The 25,219-nt window shown below is 73.6% G+C and carries 5 protein-coding genes; 2 read left to right on the forward strand and 3 right to left on the reverse strand.

Translation table 11 applies throughout. The features are described 5' to 3' along the window. Positions 1–5 precede the first annotated feature (5 nt). The 3 genes from OG607_RS04915 to OG607_RS04925 are packed head-to-tail and all read right to left on the reverse strand — an operon-like array spanning position 6 to position 2,962. Entirely contained in the window at positions 6–860 is an 855-nt protein-coding gene (locus OG607_RS04915; protein ID WP_405719239.1) for an ABC transporter ATP-binding protein, read from the reverse strand. A gap of 7 nt (positions 861–867) precedes the next feature. Next, positions 868–1,932: a FecCD family ABC transporter permease gene (locus OG607_RS04920; RefSeq protein WP_405719241.1), complete on the reverse strand. Its 1,065-nt coding sequence runs from the start codon at positions 1,930–1,932 to the stop codon at positions 868–870. A gap of 4 nt (positions 1,933–1,936) precedes the next feature. Continuing rightward, on the reverse strand, positions 1,937–2,962 hold the full coding sequence (locus OG607_RS04925) for a FecCD family ABC transporter permease (RefSeq protein WP_405719243.1): 1,026 nt from the start codon (positions 2,960–2,962) through the stop codon (positions 1,937–1,939). Positions 2,963–3,147: 185 nt separating this feature from the next. On the opposite strand from OG607_RS04925, the gene OG607_RS04930 reads away from it, so the two are divergent. Both OG607_RS04930 and OG607_RS04935 read left to right on the forward strand, forming a co-directional pair. Next, positions 3,148–24,954, forward strand: a complete 21,807-nt coding sequence (locus OG607_RS04930; RefSeq protein WP_405719246.1) for a non-ribosomal peptide synthase/polyketide synthase — start codon at positions 3,148–3,150, stop codon at positions 24,952–24,954. After that, positions 24,951–25,163, forward strand: coding sequence for an MbtH family protein (locus OG607_RS04935; protein WP_405719249.1), 213 nt, complete (start codon positions 24,951–24,953; stop codon positions 25,161–25,163). Before OG607_RS04930 ends, OG607_RS04935 begins: the two co-directional genes overlap by 4 nt. Positions 25,164–25,219 lie beyond the last annotated feature (56 nt).

Below are 25,219 nucleotides of genomic sequence, written 5' to 3' on the forward strand. Positions count from 1 at the left end.
GGCGGTCACCGGGACACGGGGGCCGGGATCGCGCCGAGGTGACGGCCCATGGGGATGATCAGCGGCGTGTTGCTGACCGGGTCGGTGATGACCTGGCAGCGCAGGTCGAAGACGTCCTCGACGGTGGCGGCGGTGATCACCTCGGCCGGCGGGCCCTCGGCGACGATGCGGCCGGACTTCATGGCGACGATGTGATCGGCGTAGCGGCAGGCCTGGTTGAGGTCGTGCAGCACCATCACCACCGTACGGTTCTCGCGGCGGTTGAGGTCGGTGATCAGGTCGAGGACGTCGATCTGGTGGGCCAGGTCGAGATAGGTCGTGGGCTCGTCCAGCAGCAGCACGGGGGTGCCCTGGGCGATGGCCATGGCGATCCAGGCGCGCTGCCGCTGCCCGCCGGACAGCTCGTCCACCGCGCGGTCGGCCAGGTCGGTGAGGTCGGTCTCCTCCAGGGCCTCGCGCACGGCCCGTTCGTCGGCCTCGGACCACTGCCGCCACCAGGTCTGGTGCGGCGAACGGCCCCGGCTGACCAGGTCGATGACGGTCAGCCCCTCGGGGGCGACCGGAGTCTGCGGCAGGATGCCGAGTCGCTGGGCCAGCTCGCGGGTCGGTATGGAGTGCAGAGCCCGGCCGTCGAGCTGCACCACGCCCTGGCGGGGGGCCAGCAGCCGGGCAAGGGCGCGCAGCAGCGTCGACTTGCCGCAGGCGTTGGCGCCGACGATCGCGGTGACTGCGCCCGCCGGGACGGCCAGGTCGAGGTTCTCCACGACCAGCCGGTTGTCGTACGCCAGGTGCAGGCCGCTCGCGGTCAGCTGCGTGCCGGAGGCGGGGCCGGGGCGCGGGCCGGGTTCGGTGGACGTCATGGATCGGTCAGCCTCCTGAGCCGGCGCGGTTGGTACGGATGAGCAGCCACAGCAGTACGGGCGCGCCCACGACGCCCGTGACGATGCCGACCGGCAGTTCGGTGCCGGGGATCACCTCGCGGGCGACGAGGTCGGAGCCGAGGACGACCAGCGCGCCGGTCAGCCCGGAGGCGACCAGCGGCGGCCACGCGGTCCCGGCGAGGCGCTGGGCGATCTGCGGGGCGGCGAGCGCGACGAAGGCGACGGGGCCTGCCGCGGCCGTGCCGAAGGCGATCAGGCCGACGCCCACGAGCATCAGCACCAGCCGGGCCGTGCGCACCGGGGTGCCGAGTCCGGCGGCCACGTCGTCGCCGAGCTGGAGGGTGCGCAGCCAGCGGCCGGTGGCCAGGGCCATGGGCACCAGCACCACCATGGTGAGGGCGAGGGTGTGGACCTGGCTCCAGGTGCGGCCGTTGAGATTGCCGACCAGCCAGCCGAGCGCGGCCTGCGCCTCGAACTGCTGGCCCCGGGCGAGCAGATAGTCGGTGGCGCTGGTGCACATCCACGACACGCCGATGCCGACCAGGATGATGCGGTAGCCGGTGGCACCGTTCTTCCAGGCCAGCAGGTAGACCAGCAGGGCGGTGCCCAGCGCGCCGAGCAGGCCCAGCGTCTGGATGCCGAGTCCGCCGTCCCAGCCGAGCACGATGCCCGCCACCACGGCGGTGCCGGCCCCCTCGGTGAGGCCGATCATGTCGGGGCTGGCCAGCGGATTGCGGGTCATGGTCTGGAACAGCGCCCCGGAGATACCGAAGGCGACGCCCACCAGCAGCCCGGTCAGGGCGCGCGGCAGCCGAAGCTCCTGGACGACCAGGACGGTGCCGGGGTCGCCGGAGCCCGCCAGGGCCTTGACGACGTCCGGGAAGGAGACCGGGTAGTCGCCGATGGCGACGCCCCAGCAGAAGAGCAGGAACACGGCGAGGACCAGGGCCGCGCAGACGGCGATCAGCCGGGGCCGCAGCACACCGGAGACGGGCGGCACGGCGAGCCGGAAGGGCCGCCTGGCACGGCGGTCGGCCGCGAGGGCTGTCACGGGTTCATACCTCCGCGAGCTTGCGTCGGCGGACCAGGGCGATGAAGAACGGGCCGCCGATGAAGGCCACCAGCGCGCCCGCCTGGATCTCCACAGGGCGGTCCACCATCCGTCCGACGATGTCGGCGGTGAGCAGCAGACAGGGGGCGAGCACCGCCGACAGCGGCAGCAGCCAGCGGTTGTCGGGGCCGATGCCGGCGTACTGGCTGAGGATGCGCGCGATGTGCGGGACGACCAGCCCGAGGAAGACCACCGGGCCGATGACGGCCACCGCCGCGCCGGTCAGCAGCATGACGGCGATGACGCCCTGGAGCCGTACGAGATGGAGCCTGCGCCCCAGCGAGGCGGCCACGTCGTCGCCGAGGGCGAGGCTGTTGAGCGCGGGGGCCATGGCCAGCGCCAGCAGCGCGCCGACGCCGAGGAAGGGCAGGATGCCCAGCACCACGCCGCTGTCCTGGTCGGCGAGGCTGCCGACGGACCAGAAGCGGTAGCGGTTCAGGGCGTCGGGGTCGGTGAGGACGATCGCGTTGGTGAGCGAGAACAGCAGCGAGGTGACCGCGACCCCGGCGAGGGCGAGCTTGACCGGGGTGGCGCCGGAGCGTCCCGACCGGCCGAGCACGAAGACCACGACGCTGGCCGCCAGCGCCCCGGCGAAGGCGAACCACACGTACCCGTACAGCGATCCGACGCCCAGGACGGCGATCGCGAGGACGATGCCGAAGGCCGCTCCCGCGCTGACGCCCAGGATCCCGGGGTCGGCCAGCGGATTGCGGGTCAGCGCCTGCATCAGCGCCCCGGACAGCCCGAGCGCGGCTCCCGCCGCCAGCCCGAGCGCGGTGCGGGGCACCCGGGCCGACCAGACGATGTTCTGCGTCAACTGGCTGTCGGCGTGGCCGAAAAGGGCCCGCAGTACCTGGCCGGGCGGGATGCTCACCGCCCCCAGCGCGATGGACAGCAGGCACAGAACTGCCAGCAGCAGCGCCAGCAACACGCAGAGCAGAAGGGGGCGCACACTCCTGCGCCGGTTCACCGGCCGGTCTCCACAGGTGACTTCCTTAGTTCCTTAGGTTAGGCAGCCCTTAACGATACCGTGCTGAGCTGCGAACCCCTTGCTCCGGACCAGGGCTTTCTAGTTAGGTAATGCTTACCTTAGTATGACTGGCGGTTGCGGCTCGTTCGAGCCGGATCCTTCACGATGGGGAGGCGCGGACGCCTGTGTCGGGCAACGAAGAACTCACGGCGGCGGCAGCTCGGTACTGGCGCGGACGGCTGATCCCCCTCCCTCAGGAGACGGCCCTCCCGCTCGACTTCCCCTATCCGCAACAGCTCGATGCCACCCGTTCCTCCCGGGCCTGCGCCTTGACCAGCGAACTCCCCGGTACCGCCGTCCTGCTCGCCGCGTACGTGGCCCTGCTGCACCGCTACGGCGGCGGCGCACCCGAGGTCGCCGTGGCCCACGACGGGCTGCCGCTGCGGATCGAGGTCGACGGTCACACCACCTTCGCTGAGCTGACCGACCGCATCGACGCCGCCCGTACCGAGGCCGCCGCGCACCGGGCACCGCTGTCCGTGCTGGCGGCGGAGCTGCGGCCCGAAGCCACGCGCGGCGGCGGGCTGTTCTGCGACACCGGGTTCGGTGCCCACGAATGGGACGCCCCACTGGACCTCGCTCTGGAGGTGACGGCCGGCGGGATCCGCGCCACCTACCGGCCCGACCTCTTCGAGGCCGCCACCGTCGACCGGCTCCTCGGCCACTACGCGACGCTGCTGGCGGACGCCCTCGCCCGCCCGGACGCCCCGGTCGGCGAACTGGAGCTGCTCGGCGACGAGGAACGGCACCGGATCCTCACCGAGTGGAACGACACCGGGCACGGCGTTCCCGCCGCCACCTGGCCGGAGATGTTCGCCGACCAGGTCCGGGCCCGGCCCGACGCGATCGCCCTGGTCTTCGAGGACACCCGGCTCACCTACGCCGAACTCGACGAGCGCGCCAACCGCCTCGCCCACGCACTGATCGCCCGAGGGGCAGGCCCCGAGAGCGTGGTGGCGCTCGCCGTGCCGCGCTCGGCCGAGCTGATCGTCGCCGAGGTCGCCGTCCTGAAGTCCGGCGCGGCCTACCTGCCCGTCGACACCGACTACCCCTCCGACCGCATCGCGTACATGCTCGCCGACGCCTCGCCCGTGTGCACCGTCACGGCGGCGGAATGCGCGGACCAACTCCCCGACGGCACCGAGCACATCGTCCTGGACGCCCCCGGGACGGTGGCCGAGCTGGCCGCCCGCCCCGCCCACGCCCCGGACGTACGCCCGGCCGTCACGGATGCGGCGTACGTCATCTACACCTCGGGCTCCACCGGCCGGCCCAAGGGCGTCGTGCTCTCCCACACGGGCGTGGCCAAACTCGTCGCCACCCAGAGCGAGCGCTTCGGCATCGGACCGCACAGCCGCGTCCTGCAGTTCGCCTCCCCCAGCTTCGACGTGGCCTTCTGGGACCTGTGCCTGGGCCTGCTCTCCGGCGGACGGCTGGTCGTCGTGCCGTCCGAGCTGCGCGTCCCGGGCGCGGCACTCGCGGAGTACGCGAACGCCAACGGGATCACCTTCATGATCCTGCCGCCCGCGCTGCTCGCCGCCATGCCCGAGGACGTCCACCTGCCCGCCGGGGCAACCCTGCTGGCCGGCACCGAGCGGGTATCGCCCGAGCTGGTCGGCCGCTACGCGCGCGGCCGCATGATGTTCAACGCGTACGGGCCGACCGAGGCGACCACCAACTCCACCCTGGGCCTGTGCGACCCGGACACGCCGCCCGGCACCATCGTGCCCATCGGCGTCCCCGACCCCGGCACCCACGCCTACGTACTCGACGGGCGGCTGCGGCCGGTGCCCGCCGGGGTCAGCGGCGAACTGTACCTCGGCGGCGACGGGCTGGCCCGGGGCTACCTCGGGCAGCCCGGCCTGACCGCCGAGCGGTTCGTCGCCGACCCCTTCGGCGCGCCCGGGAGCCGGCTGTACCGCACGGGCGACGTGGTGCGCTGGAAGGCGGACGGGCGGCTGGAGTTCCTGGGCCGCGTCGACAGCCAGGTCAAGATCCGGGGCTTCCGGATCGAGCCCGGCGAGATCGAGTCCGTGCTGCGCTCCCACCCGGCCGTGGACCAGGCCGCCGTCGTCGTCCGCGAGGACCGGCCCGGCGACCGGCGGCTCGCCGCGTACGTCGTGCCCTCCCTGGACGGTGCGGCCGAGGTCGCCGAGTGGAAGGACCTGCACGAACTCCTGTACTCCGCCGCTGGCTCCGAGGGCTTCCAGGAGAACTTCGCGGGCTGGAACAGCATGTACGACGGGCTGCCCATCCCCCTGGCCGACATGCGCGAGTGGCGCGAGGCCACGGTGCGCCGGATCAGCGCCCTGCGGCCCCGCCGCGTCCTGGAGATCGGCGTCGGCAGCGGGCTGTTGCTGTCGCGCATCGCCCCGGACTGCGAGGCCTACTGGGGGACGGATGTCTCCGAGGAGGCGATCCGCGCCCTCGACGCCCAGGTCGGCACCGTCCCCGGGCTCGCCGAACGCGTCGAGCTGCTGGCCCGCCCCGCGCACGACACCACCGGTCTGCCCGAGGGCCACTTCGACACCGTCGTCATCAACTCCGTTGCCCAGTACTTCCCGGGCCCGGACTACCTGACGGAGGTGCTGCGCAAGGCTTCCGCGCTGCTCGCGCCCGGCGGCGCGATCTTCGTCGGCGACATACGCAACCTGCGGCTGCTGCGCGCCCTGCGCGCGGCCGTGGAGACCGGGCGAATCGACGGTGACGACAAGGACGCCCTGCGCGCCGCCGTCGACCGCTCGGTGGCCTGGGAGGGCGAACTGCTCCTGGACCCGGACTACTTCGCGGCCCTCGACGGTTTCGCGGCCGAGATCCGCGTCAAGGACGGCGCTCACCACAACGAGCTGACCCGGTACCGCTACGACGTGGTGCTGCGGCCCGCCGTCGCTGAGCCGGCCGAGCCGGACGCGGTCGAGCTGCCCTGGTCCGGGCTGGTCGGCGGCCTTGTCGCCCTCGATGACCTCCTCGCCGCCCCGGGCGCGCCCGTACGGCTCCGACTCACCGGCATCCCCAACGCCCGTCTCACCGAGGATCTCGCCTCCCTCGGCTCGCTGGACGGCAGCAGCCCGCGCGGCGACGGCGTCGACCCCGGCGTCCTGGCCGAAGCCGCCGGGCGGCACGGCTACCGCACGGCCGTCACCTGGACCGGGACGGGCGACGACGGCAGTCTGGACGCCGTCCTCACCCTCGGCGACGCCCCCGCCGGCACCCTCTACCGCCCCGGCGGCGGCCACCCGCACGCCAACCGGCCCGCGCCCTTCCGCGATGTGACGGCACTGATGCGGAGCCTGCGTGCGTACGCCGCCGAGCATCTGCCCGAGTACATGATGCCGTCCGCCCTCGTCCCGCTGGACCGGCTGCCGGTCACCCCCAGCGGCAAGCTCGACGGCGGAGCCCTGCCCGTCCCGGACTACGCAGCCCTCAGCTCGGGCCGCGCCCCGCGCGACGCCCGCGAGGAGCTGTTGTGCGGGCTGTATGCGCAGGCCCTGGGCATGCGGTCGGTCACGGTGGACGACGACTTCTTCGCCCTCGGCGGCGACAGCATCATCGCGATCCAGCTCGTCGTCCTGGCCCGCCGGGCAGGCCTGCGGCTGACCTCCCGGGACGTCTTCCAGCACCGTACGGTCGCCGAACTGGCCCCGGTCGCGGTGCCGGAGAGCGAGCGGGCGGCGGACGGCAAGGCCGAGGACGCTCCCCTGTTGAGCCTGAGCGAAGACGAACTCGCCGCACTCCAGGGCGATCACCCGGTCTCCGTCGGCGAACTGCTGCCGCTCAGCCCGCTCCAGGAGGGCTTCTTCTTCCACGCCCTGGTCGACGGCGCCGACCGCGACGCCTACGTCGTCCAACAGGTCATCGAACTGGCCGGTCCGGTAGACCCCGAGGCCCTGCGCCGGGCCGCCGGGCGGCTGCTTGAGCGGCATGCCCCGCTGCGCGCCTGCTTCCGGCAGCTCCCCGACGGGCGGGCGGTGCAGGTCATCGCCTCCGGGATCGAACTGCCCTGGCGCGAGGTGGACCTGTCCAGCGAGGACGCCGCGTCTCAGCGGGCCGACGCCGTCGCGGCCGAGGAGCGCGCCCGCCGCTTCGACCTGGCCCGCCCGCCGCTGCTGCGCTGCGCGCTGCTCAAGCTCGGCTCCGATCGAGCCCGTTTGCTGCTGACCTTCCATCACATCATCGCGGACGGCTGGTCGTTGCCCGTCCTGCACCGCGAGCTGATGGCCTGCTACGGCGGCGACCCCGCTGCCCTGTCGGCGCTTCCCGAGGTCGCCCCGTACAGCGCGTACCTGCGCGAGCTGGCCTCGGCCGACCGTGAGGCCGCCCGCGCGGCCTGGCGTACGGCACTTGCCGGGCTGGAGGGGCCGACCCGGCTGGCCGGGACGCCGGAGGCCGCCGCCGGGCCGATCGAGCCCGCGCAGATCCGAGTCGAGCTGTCGGAGCGCGTCACCGCCCGGCTGACGGCACGGGCCCGGGAGCACGGATTGACCCTGGGCGCGGTGGTGCAGGGGGCCTGGGGCCTGCTGCTCGGTCGCCTGACGGGCAGCCAGGACGTGGTGTTCGGCACCACTGTCTCCGGCCGTGACGCGGCTGTGGACGGCATCGAGTCGATGATCGGGCTGTTCATCAACACCCTCCCCACCCGCTTCCGTTGGTCGCCGGGCGACACCTTGGCCCAGACTCTCGGACGGCTCCACGGCGAGCAGAGCGACCTGCTGGGCCACCAGCACCTGGGACTGGCCGAGATCCAGCGGGTGGCCGGGCTCGCGGGCGGCGGCGAGCTGTTCGACACCCTCGTCGTCTTCGAGAACTACCCGGCCGAGAGCGGGCTCACCGACCCCTCCGGCGCGGTTCGGATCAACGGCCACGCCTTCCACGACGCCGTCCACTACCCGCTCGCCCTGATCGTCAAGCCCGGCCGCCGACTGGACCTGCGGCTCAAGCACCACACCCAGCGGCTCGACGCCGCTGCCGTCCAGGCCGTCGCCGACCGGCTGACCCTCGTCCTGCACGCCATCGCCGACGACCCGGGCCGCGCCGTGGCCTCCGTCGACCTGCTGTCCGCCGCCGAGTCGGCAGCCGTGCGGCTGGACGGCGAGAGCCGCGATGTCCCCGACACCACCCTTACCGCCGCCATCGAGGCCCAGGCCGCCCGCACCCCGGACGCGGTCGCCGCCGTCTTCGGCGACCAGTCCCTGACGTACGCCGAGCTGGACGCCCGCGCCGACGCCCTCGCTCGCGTCCTGCGCGCCCGGGGCACGGGCCCCGAGCGGTTCGTCGCCGTCGCCGTACCGCGCTCGCTGGAGCTGATGGTCGCCCTCCTCGGCGTCCTGAAGTCCGGCGCGGCCTACCTGCCGGTCGACCTGGACTACCCGGCCGACCGCGTGGCCCTGATGCTCGCGGACTCCGGCGCGACCACGGTCGTGACGACCACCGCCGCCGCGCCGAGGCTGCCCGAGGGGCGGGAAGTGCTCCTGCTCGACGCGCCCCTCCCCGAGGCCGCCGAGACCGCCGCACGGCCCGCCGGGCCCGACCACCCCGCCTACCTGATCTACACCTCCGGCTCCACCGGCCGCCCCAAGGGCGTCGTCGTCACCCACCGGGCCATCGTCAACCGCCTGGCCTGGATGCAGGGCGAGTACGGGCTGCTGCCCGAGGACCGCGTGCTGCAGAAGACGCCGTCCAGCTTCGACGTCAGCGTCTGGGAGTTCTTCTGGCCGCTGTGCCAGGGCGCGGCCGTCGTCCTCGCCAAGCCCGACGGGCACCGCGACCCGGCGTACCTGGCCACGCTCATCCGCGAGCGGCATGTGACGACCATGCACTTCGTGCCGTCGATGCTGGAGGCCTTCCTCCGCTCCGACGAGGTCACCGCCGAACCCACCTGGGCGCTTTCGCTCCGCCGCGTCTTCAGCAGCGGCGAGGGCCTGCCCGGCGAGGCCGCCGACCGCTGGTCCGCTCTCGCCGGCGTGCCGCTGCACAACCTCTACGGCCCCACCGAGGCCGCCGTGGACGTCACCCACCACACCTACGACGGCGCCTCGGCCACCACTGTCCCCATCGGCCGTCCGGTCTGGAACACCGGGCTGCGCGTGCTCGACGCCTGCCTGCGGCCGGTACCCGCCGGGGTGCCCGGCGAGCTGTACCTGACCGGCGTCCAGCTCGCCCGGGGGTACCACGCCCGCCCGTCGCTGACCGCCGACCGCTTCGTGGCCGACCCGTACGGTCCTGCGGGCAGCCGTATGTATCGCACCGGCGACCTCGTGCGCCGCCGCGAGGACGGCACGGTGGAGTACCTGGGCCGCACCGACCGTCAGGTCAAGCTGCGCGGCAACCGCATCGAGCCGGGCGAGATCGAGGCGGCCCTCGTCCGCCATCCGGCCGTCGCCCAGGCGGCGGTGACCGTGCTCGGGCGGCGGCTGGTGGCGTACGTCGTCCCGGCGGGCGGCGAGGGCATCGACACCGCCGCCCTGCGCACCGCGATGGCGGACGCCCTGCCCGCGCCGCTGCTCCCGGACGCCTACGTGACGCTCGACGCGCTGCCGCTCAGCCCGAGCGGCAAGCTGGACCGGGCCGCGCTGCCCGCGCCGGAGGCGGAGCGGTCCGCGCGCAGGGCACCGGGTACCCCGCAGGAACGGGTGCTGGCCGGGATCTTCGCGGCCGTGCTCGGGCTCGAAGAGGCGGGCGCGGACGACGACTTCTTCCTGCTCGGCGGCGACAGCATCAGCTCGATCGGCGTCTCCAGCCGGGCCCGCGCGGCGGGCCTGGAGCTGAGCCCGCGCGATGTGTTCGAGCACCGTACTCCCGCGGCTCTCGCCGTGGTCGCCACGGCCCTGGCCACGGCGGAGTCGCGGGTCGCCACCCCATCCACCTCCTTCACACTCAGCGAGGAGGAGACCGCCCGGGTCTGCCGGACCGCACCCGGTGAAGTGGCCGACATCTGGCCGCTGGCCCCGCTCCAGGAAGGCCTGTTCTTCCACTCCGCCTACGACGACGGCGCCCTGGACGTCTACACCGTCCACGAGTCCTTCGACTTCGCCGAGCCCCTAGACGCCGCCCGCCTTCGCGTCGCCACCCGCGCCCTGCTGGCCCGCCACCCGAGCCTGCGGGCCGGCTTCACCAGCGACGGGCTGCGCCAGCCGGTGCAGTTCATCGCCGCCGCCCCCGAAGTGCCGCTCGACGAGGCCGACCTGTCCGCCCTCCCCGCCGCCGAGCAGGATCTGCGGCTCGCGGAGCTGATCGACGCCGAGCGCACCCGTCGCTTCGACCTGTCCGCGCCCCCGCTGCTGCGCATGCTGCTCGTGCACCTCGGGCCGGAGCGCGGCGACCGCCTCGTCATCGGCCGCCACCTGATCCTCTGGGACGGCTGGTCCGCCTGGCTCTTCCTCGACCAGCTCTTTGCTCTCTACGCCACCGGCGGCAACGAGGCAGCCGCCGCCCTCCCCCGCCCTGGCTCCTACCGCGACTACCTGAGCTGGCTGGAGACCCAGGACTCGGCCGTCGCCAACTCCGCCTGGCGCTCGGCTCTCGCCGGTCTCGAAGAGCCGACGCTGCTCGCCCCCGAGGCCGCAGAGCGCGGCCTGGAGCCCGTCATCCCCGAGCACCTGGACACCGCCCTCCCCGAGGAGCTGGGCGACCGACTGCGCGCTTCGGGCCGGCGGCACGGTCTGACCCTCAACACCCTGCTCAACGCCGCCTGGGGGCTGACCCTGGCCTCCGCGACCGGCCGCACCGACGTGGTGTTCGGCACGACGGTCGCCGGACGGCCCACCGAGGTGCCCGACGTCGAGAACGTCATCGGGATGTTCCTCAACACCGTGCCCGCCCGCATCGCCTTCGACCCCGCCGAGCCCGTCCTCGACCTCCTTCGGCGGATCCAGGGCGAGCGCCTGGACCTGATGCCGTACGAATACCTCGGCCTGGGCGAACTCCAGGCCCAGACCGGCCACCGGCGGCTCTTCGACACCCTTTTCGTTCTGCGCAACGGCGACACCGAGGACCGGCTGAACCTCTTGCAGACGCGGCACGGCGCCCGTGCCGTCGCCAACGTCGACGCGACCCACTACCCCGTCAACCTCGTCGTCACCCCCGGACGGCGGATCCAGGTCACCCTCGCCCACCGCCCCGATGTCGTCGAGCACGACCGCGCCCGCGACCTGCTCGACCGCTTCGCGCTCCTGGTCGAGCGGATGGCCGCCGACCTCGCCGCCCCGATCGGCTCCCTGAACCCGCTGCTGCCCGCCGAACGCGCCGCGCTGGAGCTGGAGTGGGCCGCCGGACGGGTGCCCGACCCCGAGGAGACCGTCGCCGACCTGCTCGCCGCCCAGGCCGTCCGTACCCCGGACACCACGGCCCTGGTCTTCGGCGACCGCACCCTGACGTACGCGGAGCTGGACGCCGCCGTCAACCGGACGGCCCGCCTGCTGCTGTCCCATGGCGCGGGCCCCGAGCGGATCGTCGCCCTCGGGCTGCCGCGCTCCATCGACATGGTCGTGGCCCTGTTCGCGGTGCTGCGCACGGGCGCCGCCTATCTGCCCCTGGAGCTGGACTACCCGGCCGACCGCCTCGCGCTGATGCTGGCCGACGCCCGGCCCCTCCTGCTGCTGACCACGAGCGCGGTCTCCCCCTCCCTGGAGGGCGACCTGCCGCGCCTGCTGCTGGACGACGAGGCGGTGCGCGCCGAGCTGGCGGGCCTGCCGTCCGACCCGGTCAGCGTGCGCTTCAGCCTTGAGCACCCGGCGTACGTCATCTACACCTCGGGCTCCACCGGCCGTCCCAAGGGCGTCGTCACGCCCTATCGCGGCCTCACCAACATGCAGCTCAACCACCAGAAGGAGATCTTCGAACCGGCCATCGCCTCGGCGGGCGGACGGGCGCTGCGCATCGCGCACACCGTCTCCTTCGCCTTCGACATGTCCTGGGAGGAGCTGCTCTGGCTGGTCGAGGGCCACGAGGTGCACGTGTGCGACGAGGAGCTGCGCCGTGACGCGCACGCCCTGGTCGCATACTGCGAAGAGCACCGGATCGACGTCGTCAACGTCACGCCGACGTACGCCCGGCTGCTGATCGAGGAAGGCCTGCTGGAGGGCCACGTCCCGCCGCTGGTGCTGCTCGGCGGCGAGGCCGTCCCGGAGACGGTCTGGTCCCGGCTGCGCGACACCGAGGGCACGTACGGCTACAACCTGTACGGCCCGACCGAGTACACCATCAACACCCTGGGCGGCGGCACCCACGACAGCGCCACCCCCACCGTCGGCCGCCCCATCCGGGGCACCCGCGCCCACATCCTGGACGCCTGGCTGCGTCCCGTCCCGGACGGCGTGCCCGGCGAGCTGTACATCGCCGGCATCGGCCTGGCCCGGGGCTACCTGGACCGGCCCGGCCTGACGGGCGAGCGATTCGTGGCCGACCCCTTCGGCGCGCCCGGCGAGCGTATGTACCGCACGGGCGACCTGGTCCGGCGCGGGGCGGACGGCAATCTGGACTTCCTCGGCCGGACCGACGACCAGGTCAAGATCCGTGGCTACCGGGTGGAGCTGGGCGAGATCGAGACCGCGCTCAGCCGCCACCCGGCCGTCTCCCAGGCGGCGGTCGTCGTCCGCGACGAACGGCTGGTCGGCTACGTCGTCCCGGCCCGGCTCACCGGCGAGGAGCGGCAGTCGGCGGAGCGCGAGCAGGTCGGCGAGTGGCAGGAGATCTACTCCGACGAGTACGAGGTCATCAGCACCGCCGTCTTCACCGAGGAGTACGCGGGCTGGGACAGCTCCTACGACGGGCAGCCCATCCCCTTCGACCACATGCACGAGTGGCGGGAGGCAACGGTCGCGCGGATCCGCGAACTGCGGCCCCGCCGCATCCTGGAGATCGGCGTCGGCTCCGGGCTTCTCCTCTCCCGCCTCGCGGCGGACTCCGAGGCGTACTGGGCGACCGACTTCGCCGCCCCCGTCATCCGCAAGATCGGCGAGGAGCTGCGGCGCGACCCGGAGTTGGCGGCAAAGGTGGAACTGCGCTGCCGCCCGGCCGACGACCTGAGCGGGCTGCCCGTCGGCTACTTCGACACCGTCGTCATCAACTCCGTCATCCAGTACTTCCCGAGCGCCGACTACCTGACGTCCGTGATCCACAGCGTCATGGACCTGCTGGCCCCCGGCGGTGCCCTCTTCGTCGGCGACGTACGCAACCTGCGGCTGGCCCGCACCTTCCACACCGAGATCCAGCAGGCCCGGGGCACGGCGGAAGCCGACCTCGGCCCGGCCGTCGAGCGCGGACTGCGCCTTGAGAAGGAACTCCTCCTCGACCCCGACTACTTCGCCCAGCTCGGCTACGGCGTCGACCTGCGCACGAAGCGGGGGCGGCGGCACAACGAGCTGACCCGGCACCGCTACGACGCGGTGCTTTACCAGGACGCGGCGGATGTACGGCTCGGTGACGAGCCGCTGCTGGTGTGGCCCGAGGCTGGTCTCGACGCCCTGGCAGAGCACTTGCGGGGCGAGCGACTGCGGGTGAGCGGCGTCCCCGACGGACGTACGTCGCCGATGGGCGTGGACCCCGAGGCGCTGCACGACCTGGGCGCGGGGCTGGGCTACCGCGTGCTGACCACCTGGTCCGGTGAGAATGGCCGCTACGACGCGGTGTTCGTTCCGTCTGCCGACTTCCGTACGACCTCCGGCCTGTACCTGCCCGGCGGCGGCTCCGAGCCCTTCGCCAACAACCCCACCGCCGCCCGCGATGCGGACGGCCTGGTACGCCGCCTGCGCGAGGACCTGAAGCGGCAACTGCCCGAGTACATGGTCCCGGCGGCCTTCGTCACCCTCGACCGGCTGCCCATGAACGACAACGGCAAGCTGGATGTGCGCGCCCTGCCCGAGGCCGAGCCCATGGTCGCCCTCGGCGGCGGGCGCGGCCCGCGCACCCCGCAGGAGGAGGTGCTGTGCCGGCTGTTCGCCGAGGTGCTGAACCTGCCCTCGGTCGGCGCCGAGGACCACTTCTTCGACCTCGGCGGGCACTCACTGCTCGCCACCCGCCTCATCAGCCGCGCCCGCACCGAACTCGGCGCCGAACTGGCCATCCGCGACCTCTTCGAGGCCCCGACCCCCGCTCTACTCGCCGGGCGCGCGGGCGGTAGCGCCCCCGCCCGCCCGTCGGTCGAGCCGGTCGCCGTACGCCCCACCCGGATCCCGCTGTCGGCGGCCCAACGGCGGCTGTGGCTGGTGGAGCGGATCACCGGCGGCCAGGACGGCGGTGTCGCCTACAACTTCCCGCTGGTCTTCCGGCTGCGCGGTGAGCTGGACCCGGGCGCGCTGAGGCAGGGCCTGCACGACGTGGCGGTCCGGCACGAGTCGCTGCGTACGGTGTTCGGCGAGCACGAGGGCGAGCCCTTCCAGCGGATCCTGTCCGCCGAGGAGGCCGAGGTCCCCTTCACCCTGACCGACAGCTCCGAGGACGAACTGCCCGCGCTGATCGAGGCCGAGCAGCGCCGACCCTTCGACCTGGCGGCCGAACTCCCCCTGCGGGCAAAGGTATTCCGGCTCGCGGCGGACGACTGGGTCGTGGCTCTGGTGCTGCACCACATCGTCACCGACGAGTGGTCCGACCGGCCCTTCCTGGCCGATCTGGACGCCGCGTACGCCGCCCGGGTGGCGGGCAGGGAGCCTGCGGCTGATCCGATGCCGGCGCAGTACGCCGACTACACCCTCTGGCAGTCCGAGCTGCTCGCGCAGGTCGGCGAACGCCAGCTCGCCCACTGGACGGAGGCCCTGCGCGGACTGCCCGGTGAGCTGACGCTGCCGCTGGACCGGCCGCGTCCCGCCGAGCCCACCGGGCGCGGCGGCAAGGTGCGCCGCGAGGTGCCGACGGAGGTCGGCCGGGCGCTGCGCGAGCTGTCCGGGGTTAGCGGAACCAGTATGTTCATGGTGTTCCAGGCGGCCACGGCCGCGCTGCTGCACCGGCTGGGCGCGGGCGACGACATCCCGCTGGGCGCGCCGATCGCGGGCCGCACCGACAGCGCGCTGGACGACCTGGTCGGCTTCTTCGTCAACACGCTGGTGCTCCGGACGGACCTGTCCGGTGACCCGACGTTCACCGAACTGCTCGGCCGCGTAAGGGAATCGGCGCTGGAGGCCTTCGAGCACCAGGACGTGCCCTTCGACTGCGTGGTCGAGGCAATAAACCCCGAGCGGGTGGCCGGTCGCAACCCGCTGTTCCAGGTCATGCTCGGCTACCACTACCGTCCGGACGGCGACCCGGACGTGCTCGGCCTGCCGACCGACTGGTTCGACATGGACACCGGCATGGCCAAGTTCGACCTCCACTTCACCTTCGTGGACGAGGTCGGCCAGGACCGCCTCGTGCTGCTTCTGGAGTACGCCACCGACCTCTTCGACCCGGAGACCGCCGACCGGCTGGCCCACCGCATGATCGGCCTGCTGGAGCAGGTCGCGGCAGAGCCCGGTCGGCGGGCCGGTCTGCTGGACGTGCTGGCCGAGGACGAGCGCGGGCTCGTGGTGGAGGGCTGGAACGACACCGAGCGTGCCGTGCCGTCCACGACGTTGCCGGAGCTGTTCCGGGAGCAGGTGGCCCGTACGCCCGAGGCGACGGCGCTGGTCTTCGAGGGCGAGGCGCTGTCGTACGCCGAGTTGGACGCGCGGGTCGAGCGGCTCGCCCAGGCCCTGGCCGGGGCGGGCGTCGGCCCGGAGAGCACGGTGGCCGTCGCGCTGCCCCGCTCAGCCGCCCTGGTCGTGACCCTCCTCGCCGTCCACCGAGCGGGCGGGGCCTACCTGCCCCTGGACACCGACTACCCGGCGGAACGGCTGGCGTTCATGCTCGCCGACGCGCGCCCGGCGTGCGTCGTGACCGCAGAGGGCGTCGCCGTGCCGGACTCCGATACCCCGCGCCTGCTGGTCGACGCCGACGGGGCTCCGCTCACGGGCGCGACCGCCCCGCTCCCCCGCGCCTACGACCCGCGCCACCCGGCGTACGTCATCTACACCTCCGGCTCCACCGGCCGCCCCAAGGGCGTCGTCGTCCCCCACTCCGGCATCGTCAACCGCCTCCTCTGGATGCAGGACGAGTACGCGCTGACGAGCGCTGACCGCATCCTCCAGAAGACCCCCTCCAGCTTCGACGTCTCCGTCTGGGAGTTCTTCTGGCCCCTCATCACCGGGGCCGCGCTCGTGGTCGCCAAACCGGAGGGGCACCGCGATCCGGCGTACCTGGCGCGGCTGATCCAGGAGTCCGGGGTGACGACCATCCACTTCGTGCCGTCGATGCTGCGGGCCTTCCTGGATGAGCCGAGCGCGGCGGACTGCACCGGCCTGCGTCAGGTGATGTGCAGCGGTGAGGCCCTGCCCGCACCCCTCGCCGACCGATTCCACGACGTGCTCCCCGCCGAGCTGCACAACCTGTACGGGCCGACCGAGGCGTCCGTCGACGTAACTGCCGTCCAGGTCACCCCCGGCATGGGCACCGTCCCGATCGGCCGACCGGTCTGGAACACCCGGACCTACGTCCTGGACTCCGCTCTGCGCCCGGTTCCCCCGGGTGTGGCGGGTGAGTTGTACCTCGCGGGCGTCCAGCTCGCCCGGGGCTACCTGGCCCGCCCGGGCCTCACGGCGGAACGATTCGTCGCGGACCCGTTCGGCGCGCCGGGGGCGCGGATGTACCGCACCGGCGACCTGGCCCGGTGGGGCCGGGACGGGATGGTGGAGTACCTCGGCCGGGTCGACGACCAGGTGAAGCTACGCGGATTCCGCGTCGAGCCGGGCGAGATCGAGGCGGTCCTGTCCCGCCACGATTCGGTCGCGCACGCCACCGTCATCGTCCGTGACGAACGGCTGGTCGCCTACGTCGTCCCGGCTTCCGGCCGTACGGCCGACACCGCGACGCTGCTCGCTCACACCGCGACCACGCTCCCCGTGCACATGGTCCCGGCCGCCGTCGTCGTGCTCGACGCCCTCCCCCTCACCCCCAACGGCAAGCTCGACCGCTCTGCTCTCCCCGCGCCCGACTTCGCCTCGGCTGTTGGCCGCCGCAGGCCGCGTACGCCGCGCGAGGAACTGCTGTGCGAGGCGTTCGCGGCGGTCCTCGGGCTGGAACACGTCGGCATCGACGACGACTTCTTTGCTCTCGGCGGCCACTCGCTGCTGGGCATGCGGCTGGTCAGCCGAATCCGTACTGCTCTCGGTACCGAGGTGCCGCTGCGCACGGTCTTCGACCACCCGACCGTGGCCCGGCTCGCCGCCCACCTCGACGGGACCCGCACCGCCGCCCGCCCGGCGCTCACCGCAGGCCGCGCACACCCCGAGCGGCTGCCGCTGTCCTCCGCCCAGCGCCGGCTGTGGCTGCTGCACCAGGTGGACGGCCCGACCGCCGCCTACAACATCCCGGCCGCCTGGCGGCTCACCGGCACCCTGAACCGGGCCGCACTGGAGGAGGCGGTCAACGACCTGCTCGCCCGCCACGCCACCCTGCGGACGGTCTTCCCGACCGACGACGACGGCCTGCCGTACCAGCTGATCCTGCCCTCGGAGCAGGCCCGGGTCACGATCGCCACGGAGCCCCTCGGCGGCCTCGCCGCAGCCGCTGCCCAGCCCTTCGACCTCGCAGGCGAACTCCCCGTGCGCGTCGCCCTGTTCGAGGCCGGTCCCGACGAGCACGTCCTGCTGATCCTGCTCCACCACATCGCCACCGACGAGTGGTCCGAACAGCCCCTGCTCGCCGACCTGAGTGCCGCGTACGCTGCGCGCACGGCGGGCCGCGCCCCGGACTGGGCCCCGCTGCCCGCGAATTACGCCGACTACACGCTCTGGCAGGACGAACTGCTCGAGGAGTCGGGCCCGGACCTGCTCGCGTACTGGACGGAGCGGCTGCGCGGCCTCCCGGAAGAGCTCGCTCTGCCCACCGACCGGCCGCGCCCGCGCGAGTCGGCCAGCAGCGGCGGCACCGTGGGCTTCACGGTCTCCCCGGAGCTGGAGGAGGCGCTTCGAGCGCTGGCCGCCCGCGAGGGCGTCAGCATGTTCATGGTCGCCCAGGCGGCCGTGGCGGCGCTGCTGCACCGGCTCGGCGCGGGCGACGACATCCCGCTGGGCGCGCCGGTGTCCGGGCGCGGTGACGAGGCGCTGGAGGATCTGGTCGGCTTCTTCGTCAACTCGCTCGTCCTGCGCACCGACCTGTCCGGCGACCCCGGCTTCGCCGCTCTGCTGCGCCGGGTCCGGGAGACAGACCTGGCGGCGTACGACCACCAGGACCTGCCCTTCGAGCGGCTGGTCGAGGCAGTAAACCCCGAGCGCTCGCTCGCCCGGCACCCGCTGTTCCAGGTGATGGTCGTCCACCTCGCCGGACCCGGCGGCGGCCCGGATCTGCCGGGGCTCACCGCCCGGCGGGAGCCGGTCGGCCAGGCCACCGCCAAGTTCGACCTCAGCTTCGACTTCGTCGAGCAGGGCGAGGGCAACGGCATCCAGGGCTGGATCGAGTACAGCGCCGATCTGTTCGACCGCTCGACTGCCGACCTGCTCGGGCGGCGCCTCGTCAGCCTCCTGGAGCAGGTCGCCGCCGAGCCGGAGCTCCCGGTCGGTCGCCTGGCCGTCCTCGCCGACGGCGAGCGGGACCTCGTCCTCGACACGTGGAACGACACCGCGCGCCCCGTGCCCGAGCTGACCCTCCCGGAGCTGTTCCGCCTCCAGGCCGTCCGTACTCCGCAGGCCACGGCTCTGGTCTTCGAGGGCGAGGCTTTGTCCTACGCCGAGTTGGACGCGCGGGTCGAGCGGCTCGCCCACGCCCTGGCCGGGGCGGGAGTCGGCCCGGAGAGCACGGTCGCCGTCGCGCTGCCCCGCTCGGCCGCCCTTGTGGTGACCCTGCTGGCCGTCCACCGCGCGGGCGGGGCCTACCTGCCCCTGGACACCGACTACCCGGCAGAACGGCTCGCGTTCATGCTGGCCGACGCCGCCCCGGCCTGCCTGGTCACCGCCGAGGGCGTCGCCGTACCGGACTCCGGCACCGCACGCCTGCTGGTGGACGCCGGCGGGGCCCCGCTGACCGGCGCATCGGCCCCGCTCCCCCGCGCCTACGACCCGCGCCACCCGGCGTACGTCATCTACACCTCCGGCTCCACCGGCCGCCCCAAGGGCGTCGTGGTCCCGCACTCCGGCATCGTCAACCGCCTGCTGTGGATGCAGGACGAGTACCAGCTGACGGCCGACGACCGCGTCCTCCAGAAGACCCCTTCCAGCTTCGACGTCTCCGTCTGGGAGTTCTTCTGGCCCCTCATCAGCGGCGCAAGCCTCGTCGTCGCCAAGCCCGAGGGACACAAGGACCCGGCGTACCTCGCGGACCTCGTCCAGCACCAGCGGATCACGACCGCGCACTTCGTGCCGTCAATGCTCCAGGCCTTCCTGGACGAGCCGACGGCCGCCCAATGCACCGGCCTGCGGCGCGTGATGTGCAGCGGCGAGGCCCTGCCCGCCCCGCTCGCCGACCGCTTCCACGCCCTGCTGACCGCCGAACTGCACAACCTCTACGGCCCGACCGAGGCGTCCGTCGACGTAACTGCCGTCCAGGTCACCCCCGGCATGGCCACCGTCCCGATCGGCCGACCGGTCTGGAACACCCGGACCTACGTCCTGGACGCGGCGCTGAGCCCCGTGCCGCCCGGCGTGCCCGGCGAGCTGTACCTCGCGGGCGCCCAGCTCGCCCGGGGCTACCTGGGCCGCTCGGCCCTGACGGCGGAGCGGTTCACGGCGGACCCGTACGGCCCGCCCGGAGCCCGCATGTACCGTACGGGCGACCTGGCACGGTGGACCGGCGACGGGGAACTGGAATACCTGGGCCGGGTGGACGACCAGGTGAAGCTGCGCGGCTTCCGCGTCGAGCCGGGCGAGATCGAGGCGGTCCTGTCCCGCCACGAGTCCGTCGCCCGCGCCACGGTCGTCCTGAGGGACCAGCGGCTCGTCGCCTACGTGATCCCGGCCGCCGAGGCCACCCCCGACGCCGCCAGCCTGCGCGCGCATGTCGCCGCCGCCCTGCCGGAGCACATGGTCCCGGCGGCCTTCGTCACCCTCGACGCCATCCCCCTCACCCCCAACGGAAAGCTCGACCGCTCTGCTCTCCCCGCGCCGGACTTCGCGGCCGAGGTGAGCCCGACGCTGCCCGCGACCCCGCGCGAGGCGCTGTTCTGCGACCTGATCGCCGATCTCCTGGGCCTCGAACGGGTCGGTGCGGACGACGACTTCTTCACCCTGGGCGGCGACAGCATCGTCGCGATCCAGCTGGTCAGCCGGGCCCGCGCGGCCGGGCTGACGATCACCCCGCGCGAGGTGTTCCGGCACAAGACGGCGGCCGGCCTGGCGGCCGCCGCCCTGGACCACGTACGGCAGGCGCCGCCCGCCGCCGACGCCCTGCTGCTCGACCTCACCGAGGACGAGCGGGCCGAACTGCCTGCGACCGGCGGCGTCGAGGTGCTGCCCTTGTCGCCGCTCCAGGCCGGGCTGCTGTTCCACGCGTCGTTCGACTCGGGCGACGAAGGACCGGACGTGTACACGGTCCAGGTGTCGTACGACATCGAGGGGCCGCTCGACGCCGAACGGCTGCGCGCGGCCGGGCAGTCGCTGCTCGACCGGCACGACAGCCTGCGCTCCGGCTTCCGCTATCTCGCCTCCGGGCGGCCGGTCGCGGTGGTGCCGCCCCGCGTGCCGCTACCGTGGCGACATGTCGACATCACCGACCGCGCCGGCGAGTGGGAGCGCCTGCTGCTCCAGGAGCGACGGCGCTTCGACCCCGCCGAGCCGCCGCTTCTGCGGCTGCTCCTCGTACGCATCGCCACCGACCGGCACCGGCTCGTCCTGTCTCACCAGCACCTCCTCCTGGACGGCTGGTCGGTGCCCCTGCTGACCGCCGAGCTGTGGGCGCTGTACCACGGCCGAGCCGTGCCGCCCGCCCCCGCGCCCTACCGGGAGTACCTGCACTGGCTCTCCCGCCAGGACACAGCAGCATCCGCCGCTGCCTGGGCGCAGGCCCTGGAGGGGCTGGAGGAGGCGACGCACCTGGTGCCCGCCGATCCCAACCGGGCGGCCGTTGTGCCGCGTACGCACACGGTGGAGGCGAGCGACGAGCTGACCGCCGCCCTGACCGCGCTCGCGCGGCGGCGCGGCCTGACGGTGAACACGCTGGTCCAGGCCGCCTGGGGGATCCTGCTGTCCCGGCTCACCGGGCTCGAGGACGTGGTGTTCGGCGCGACGGTGTCCGGCCGGCCGCCGGAGCTGCCGGACTCGGAGCGGATGATCGGGCTGTTCATCAACACCGTGCCCGTACGGATCCGGCTGCGCGACGAGGAGCCGCTGGCGGCGCTGCTGGACCGGCTCCAGGACGAGCAGTCCGGGCTCATGGCCCACCAGCACCTCGGCCTGGCCGACATCCAGCGCGGCGCGGGACTGGGCGAACTCTTCGACACCCTGGTCGTGTTCGAGTCCTACCCCGTCGCGGAGGACGACAGCAACGAGGGGGCCGGCCCGCGTACGACCGTCCGCGACCACCAGGACTCCACGCACTACCCGTTCGCCTGGGCCGTCGAGCCCGCCGAACGGCTGTGCCTGACCGCCGAGTTCCGGCCCGACCTGTTCGAGCCGGTCGCGGCGGAGCGGATGGCGGCCTCCATGCTGACCGTCCTCGAGGCGATGACGACCGCCCCCGACCAGCCGGTCGGACGCCTCGACGTCCTCACCCCCGCCGACCGCCACAAGCTCCTGGAGACCTGGAACGGCACCGACCTCGGCCAACCCCCCACCACCGTCCCGGCGCTCTTCGAGGCGCAGGCCGCCGCCGGACCGGACGCGATCGCCGTCACCGACGCCGACGTCACCTGGACGTTCGCCGAGCTGAACGACCGCGCGGACGCCCTGGCCCGGATCCTGGCCGGGCACGGCGCGGGGCCGGAGCGGATCGTCGCCCTCTCCCTGCCCCGCACCGCCGACCACATCACGGCGATCCTGGCTGTCATGAAGGCGGGCGCGGCCTACCTCCCCATCGACCCGGACCTTCCGGCCGACCGCGTGCTCGACATGCTCGCCGACGCCCGCCCGTGCCTGGTCCTGACCACCACCGCCCTGGCCCCGGCGCTCCCGAAGTCGACTGTCCCCGCGCTCCACCTGGACGCCCTGCCGCCGGACGCCCCGCGCACGACCCCCGTCGCGCCCTCCCCCGGCGATCCCGCGTACGTCATCTACACCTCGGGCTCGACGGGGCGGCCGAAGGGCGTCGTCATCACCCAGGGCAGCGTCGCGAACCTCTTCCACAGCCACCGCCGCGACCTGCACGACCGCGCGAAGGAGCTGACCGGCCGCGACCGCCTGCGGGTCGGCCACGCCTGGTCCTTCTCCTTCGACGCGTCCTGGCAGCCGCAGTTGTGGCTGCTGGACGGGCACGCGCTGCACATCGTGGACGACGAGACCCGCCGCGACCCCGAACTCCTCGCCGCGCTCATCCGGGAACAGAGCCTGGACTTCATCGAGGTCACCCCCTCCTTCCTCGCCCAGATGGCCGACACCGGCCTGATCACCCAGGACGGGACCTGCCCGCTCGCCGTGGTCGGCGTCGGCGGCGAGGCCGTGCCGGACCAGCTCTGGTCCCGACTGGCCGGCCTGCGCTCCACCGAGGCGTTCAACCTCTACGGGCCCACCGAGGCCACCGTGGACGCCCTGGTCGGCCGGGTGCGCGACAGCGCCGGGCCGGTCGTCGGCCGCCCGGTGCACGACACCCGCGCCTACGTGCTGGACGCGGCCCTGCGCCTCGTCCCGCCCGGCGTCACCGGCGAGCTGTACCTGTCCGGCGCCGGGCTCGCCCGGGGCTACCTGGGCCGCCCGGACCTGACGGCGGAGCGCTTCGTGGCCGACCCGCACGGCCCGGCGGGGGCTCGGATGTACCGCACGGGCGACCTGGCCCGGTGGACCGAGCAGGGGCAGCTGGAGTACGCGGGCCGGTCCGACGACCAGGTGAAGATCCGGGGCTACCGGATCGAACTGGCCGAGGTGGAGGCCGCGTTGGCCACGCACCCCGATGTCGCCCAGGTCGTGGTCGCCGCCCGTGAGGACCGGCCGCGCGTCAAGCAGCTCGTCGGCTACGTCGTCCCCGCCGAAGGCCGGATCCCCGCCCCGGCCGCGCTGCGCGCCCATGCCGCCGCCGTACTCCCGGAGTACATGGTCCCGGCCGCCGTGGTCGTCCTGGAGCGGCTGCCGCTGCTGTCCAGCGGCAAGCTGAACCGCAAGGCGCTCCCCGCCCCGGACTTCACCGCGACCGCGAGCGGACGCAAGCCGGAGACGGATGCCGAACAGGCCCTGTGCGCCGCCTTCGCCGACGTCCTCGGCCTCCCCGCCGAAGCCGTCGGCGCGGACGACGACTTCTTCGCCCTCGGCGGCGACAGCATCGTCGCCATGCAACTGGTCGCCCGCGCCCGCGCGGCGGGCCTGCGGCTGACCCCGCGCCAGGTCTTCCAGCACCGCGACGCCGCAGGCCTGGCGACCGTCGCCGTCCCGCTCGGGGCCGACGACCTGGTCCGTACGCACGACGACGGCACCGGCACCGTCCCGCTCACCCCGATCATGCGCGCCCTGCTGGAGCGCGGCGGCCCCGTCAAGGGCTACCACCAGGCGGCTCTGCTCCGTACGCCGGCCGCCCTGGACGAGCCCGCGCTGCTGGCCGTCCTGGGCGCGGTCGCCGGTCGGCACGACATGCTGCGGGCCAGGCTCGTCAGCACCGGCGCCGGGGAGTGGGCGCTCAAGGTCCCGGCACCGGAAGCGGCGGACGCCGCCCGCTGGCTGCGCCGGGTCGACGTGGCGGGCGCCGACGACGCGGCCCTGCGCGCGGCGATCGCCGAGCACGCCGCCGTGGCCCGCGACGGCCTGGACCCGGACGGCGGCGACATGGTGCGCGCGGTGTGGTTCGACGCGGGCCCCGGCGATCCCGGACGGCTGCTGCTGCTGATCCATCACCTGGTGGTGGACGGCGTGTCGTGGCGCATCCTGCTCCCCGACCTCGCCGCCGCCTGGGAGGCCGCCACTGCCGGCCGCATCCCGGTGCCCGACCCGGTGGAGGTCTCGTTCCGCCGCTGGTCGGAGCTGCTGCGGGCACGGGCCGCCGACCCGGCGCGGGAGGACGAACTGCCGCTGTGGACCTCGGCCCTGGCCGACGGCGCCACGCTGCCGCTGTCCCGCCCGCTGGACCCGGCACGGGACACGGTGGCGACCACCCGGTACCTGTCCATGACGCTGCCCGCCGACATCACCGGCCCGCTGCTCAGCAGCGTCCCGGCCGCCTACGGCGCGACCGTCAACGACGTGCTGCTGACCGGCTTCGCACTGGCCGTCGCCGACTGGCGGCGGGACGTCCTGGGCGAGACCGAAGCCGGCAGCGCGGTCCTGGTCGACCTGGAGGGCCACGGCCGCGAGGAGGAACTGGCCGGCAACGCCGATCTCTCCCGTACGGTCGGCTGGTTCACCAGCGTGGTTCCCGTCCGTCTCGACCCGGGCACGGCCGACGGGCCCGGCCTGGACGCGGCCGTGGCACGCGTCCGGGACACCCTGGCCGGGCTGCCGACGGCGGGCATCGGGCACGGCCTGCTGCGCCACCTCAACCCGCGGACCGGGCCGGAGCTGGCCGAGCTCGCCGAGCCGCAGATCGAGTTCAACTACATGGGCCGCTTCGACCACCCCGAGGCCGCCGACTGGTCCTATGCCGAGGAAGGCGACGCCGCCGACCTCGACGCGGACCTCGGGATGCCCATGTCCCACGCCCTCACCGTCAACGCCCTCACAGAGGACCGCCCCGGCGGCCCCGAACTGGGCGCCCACTGGGCCTTCTCCGCCGAACTGCTGACGGAGGAGACGGTGCGGGAGCTGGCCCACCGATGGTTCGGGGCCCTGGAGGCCCTCGTCAAGCGAAAGGCGACGACAGCATGAGCAGCAGCAACCCGTTCGAGAACCCCGACGGCGTGTACCGGGTCCTGGTCAACGACGAGGGCCAGCACAGCCTGTGGCCCGACTTCGTGGACGTCCCGGCGGGCTGGACCGCCGCGCACGGACCGGCCGGACGCCAGGAGTGCCTCGAGTACATCGAGACCAACTGGACGGACATGCGCCCGAAGAGTCTCGCTGACCTGAACCAGTAAGAACGGAAACGCCTGTGGGGCCGGCAAAGCCGGCCCCCACAGGCGTTTCCCGACTC

It is taken from the genome of Streptomyces sp. NBC_01537 (genome assembly GCF_045040445.1).
Taxonomy (GTDB): domain Bacteria; phylum Actinomycetota; class Actinomycetes; order Streptomycetales; family Streptomycetaceae; genus Actinacidiphila.

What these genes read in the sequence shown, in the direction of transcription:
- OG607_RS04935 (WP_405719249.1), top strand. Translation starts at nt 24,951, where the DNA reads ATGAGCAGCAGCAACCCGTTCGAGAACCCCGACGGCGTGTACCGGGTC.
- OG607_RS04915 (WP_405719239.1), bottom strand. Translation starts at nt 860, where the DNA reads ATGACGTCCACCGAACCCGGCCCGCGCCCCGGCCCCGCCTCCGGCACG.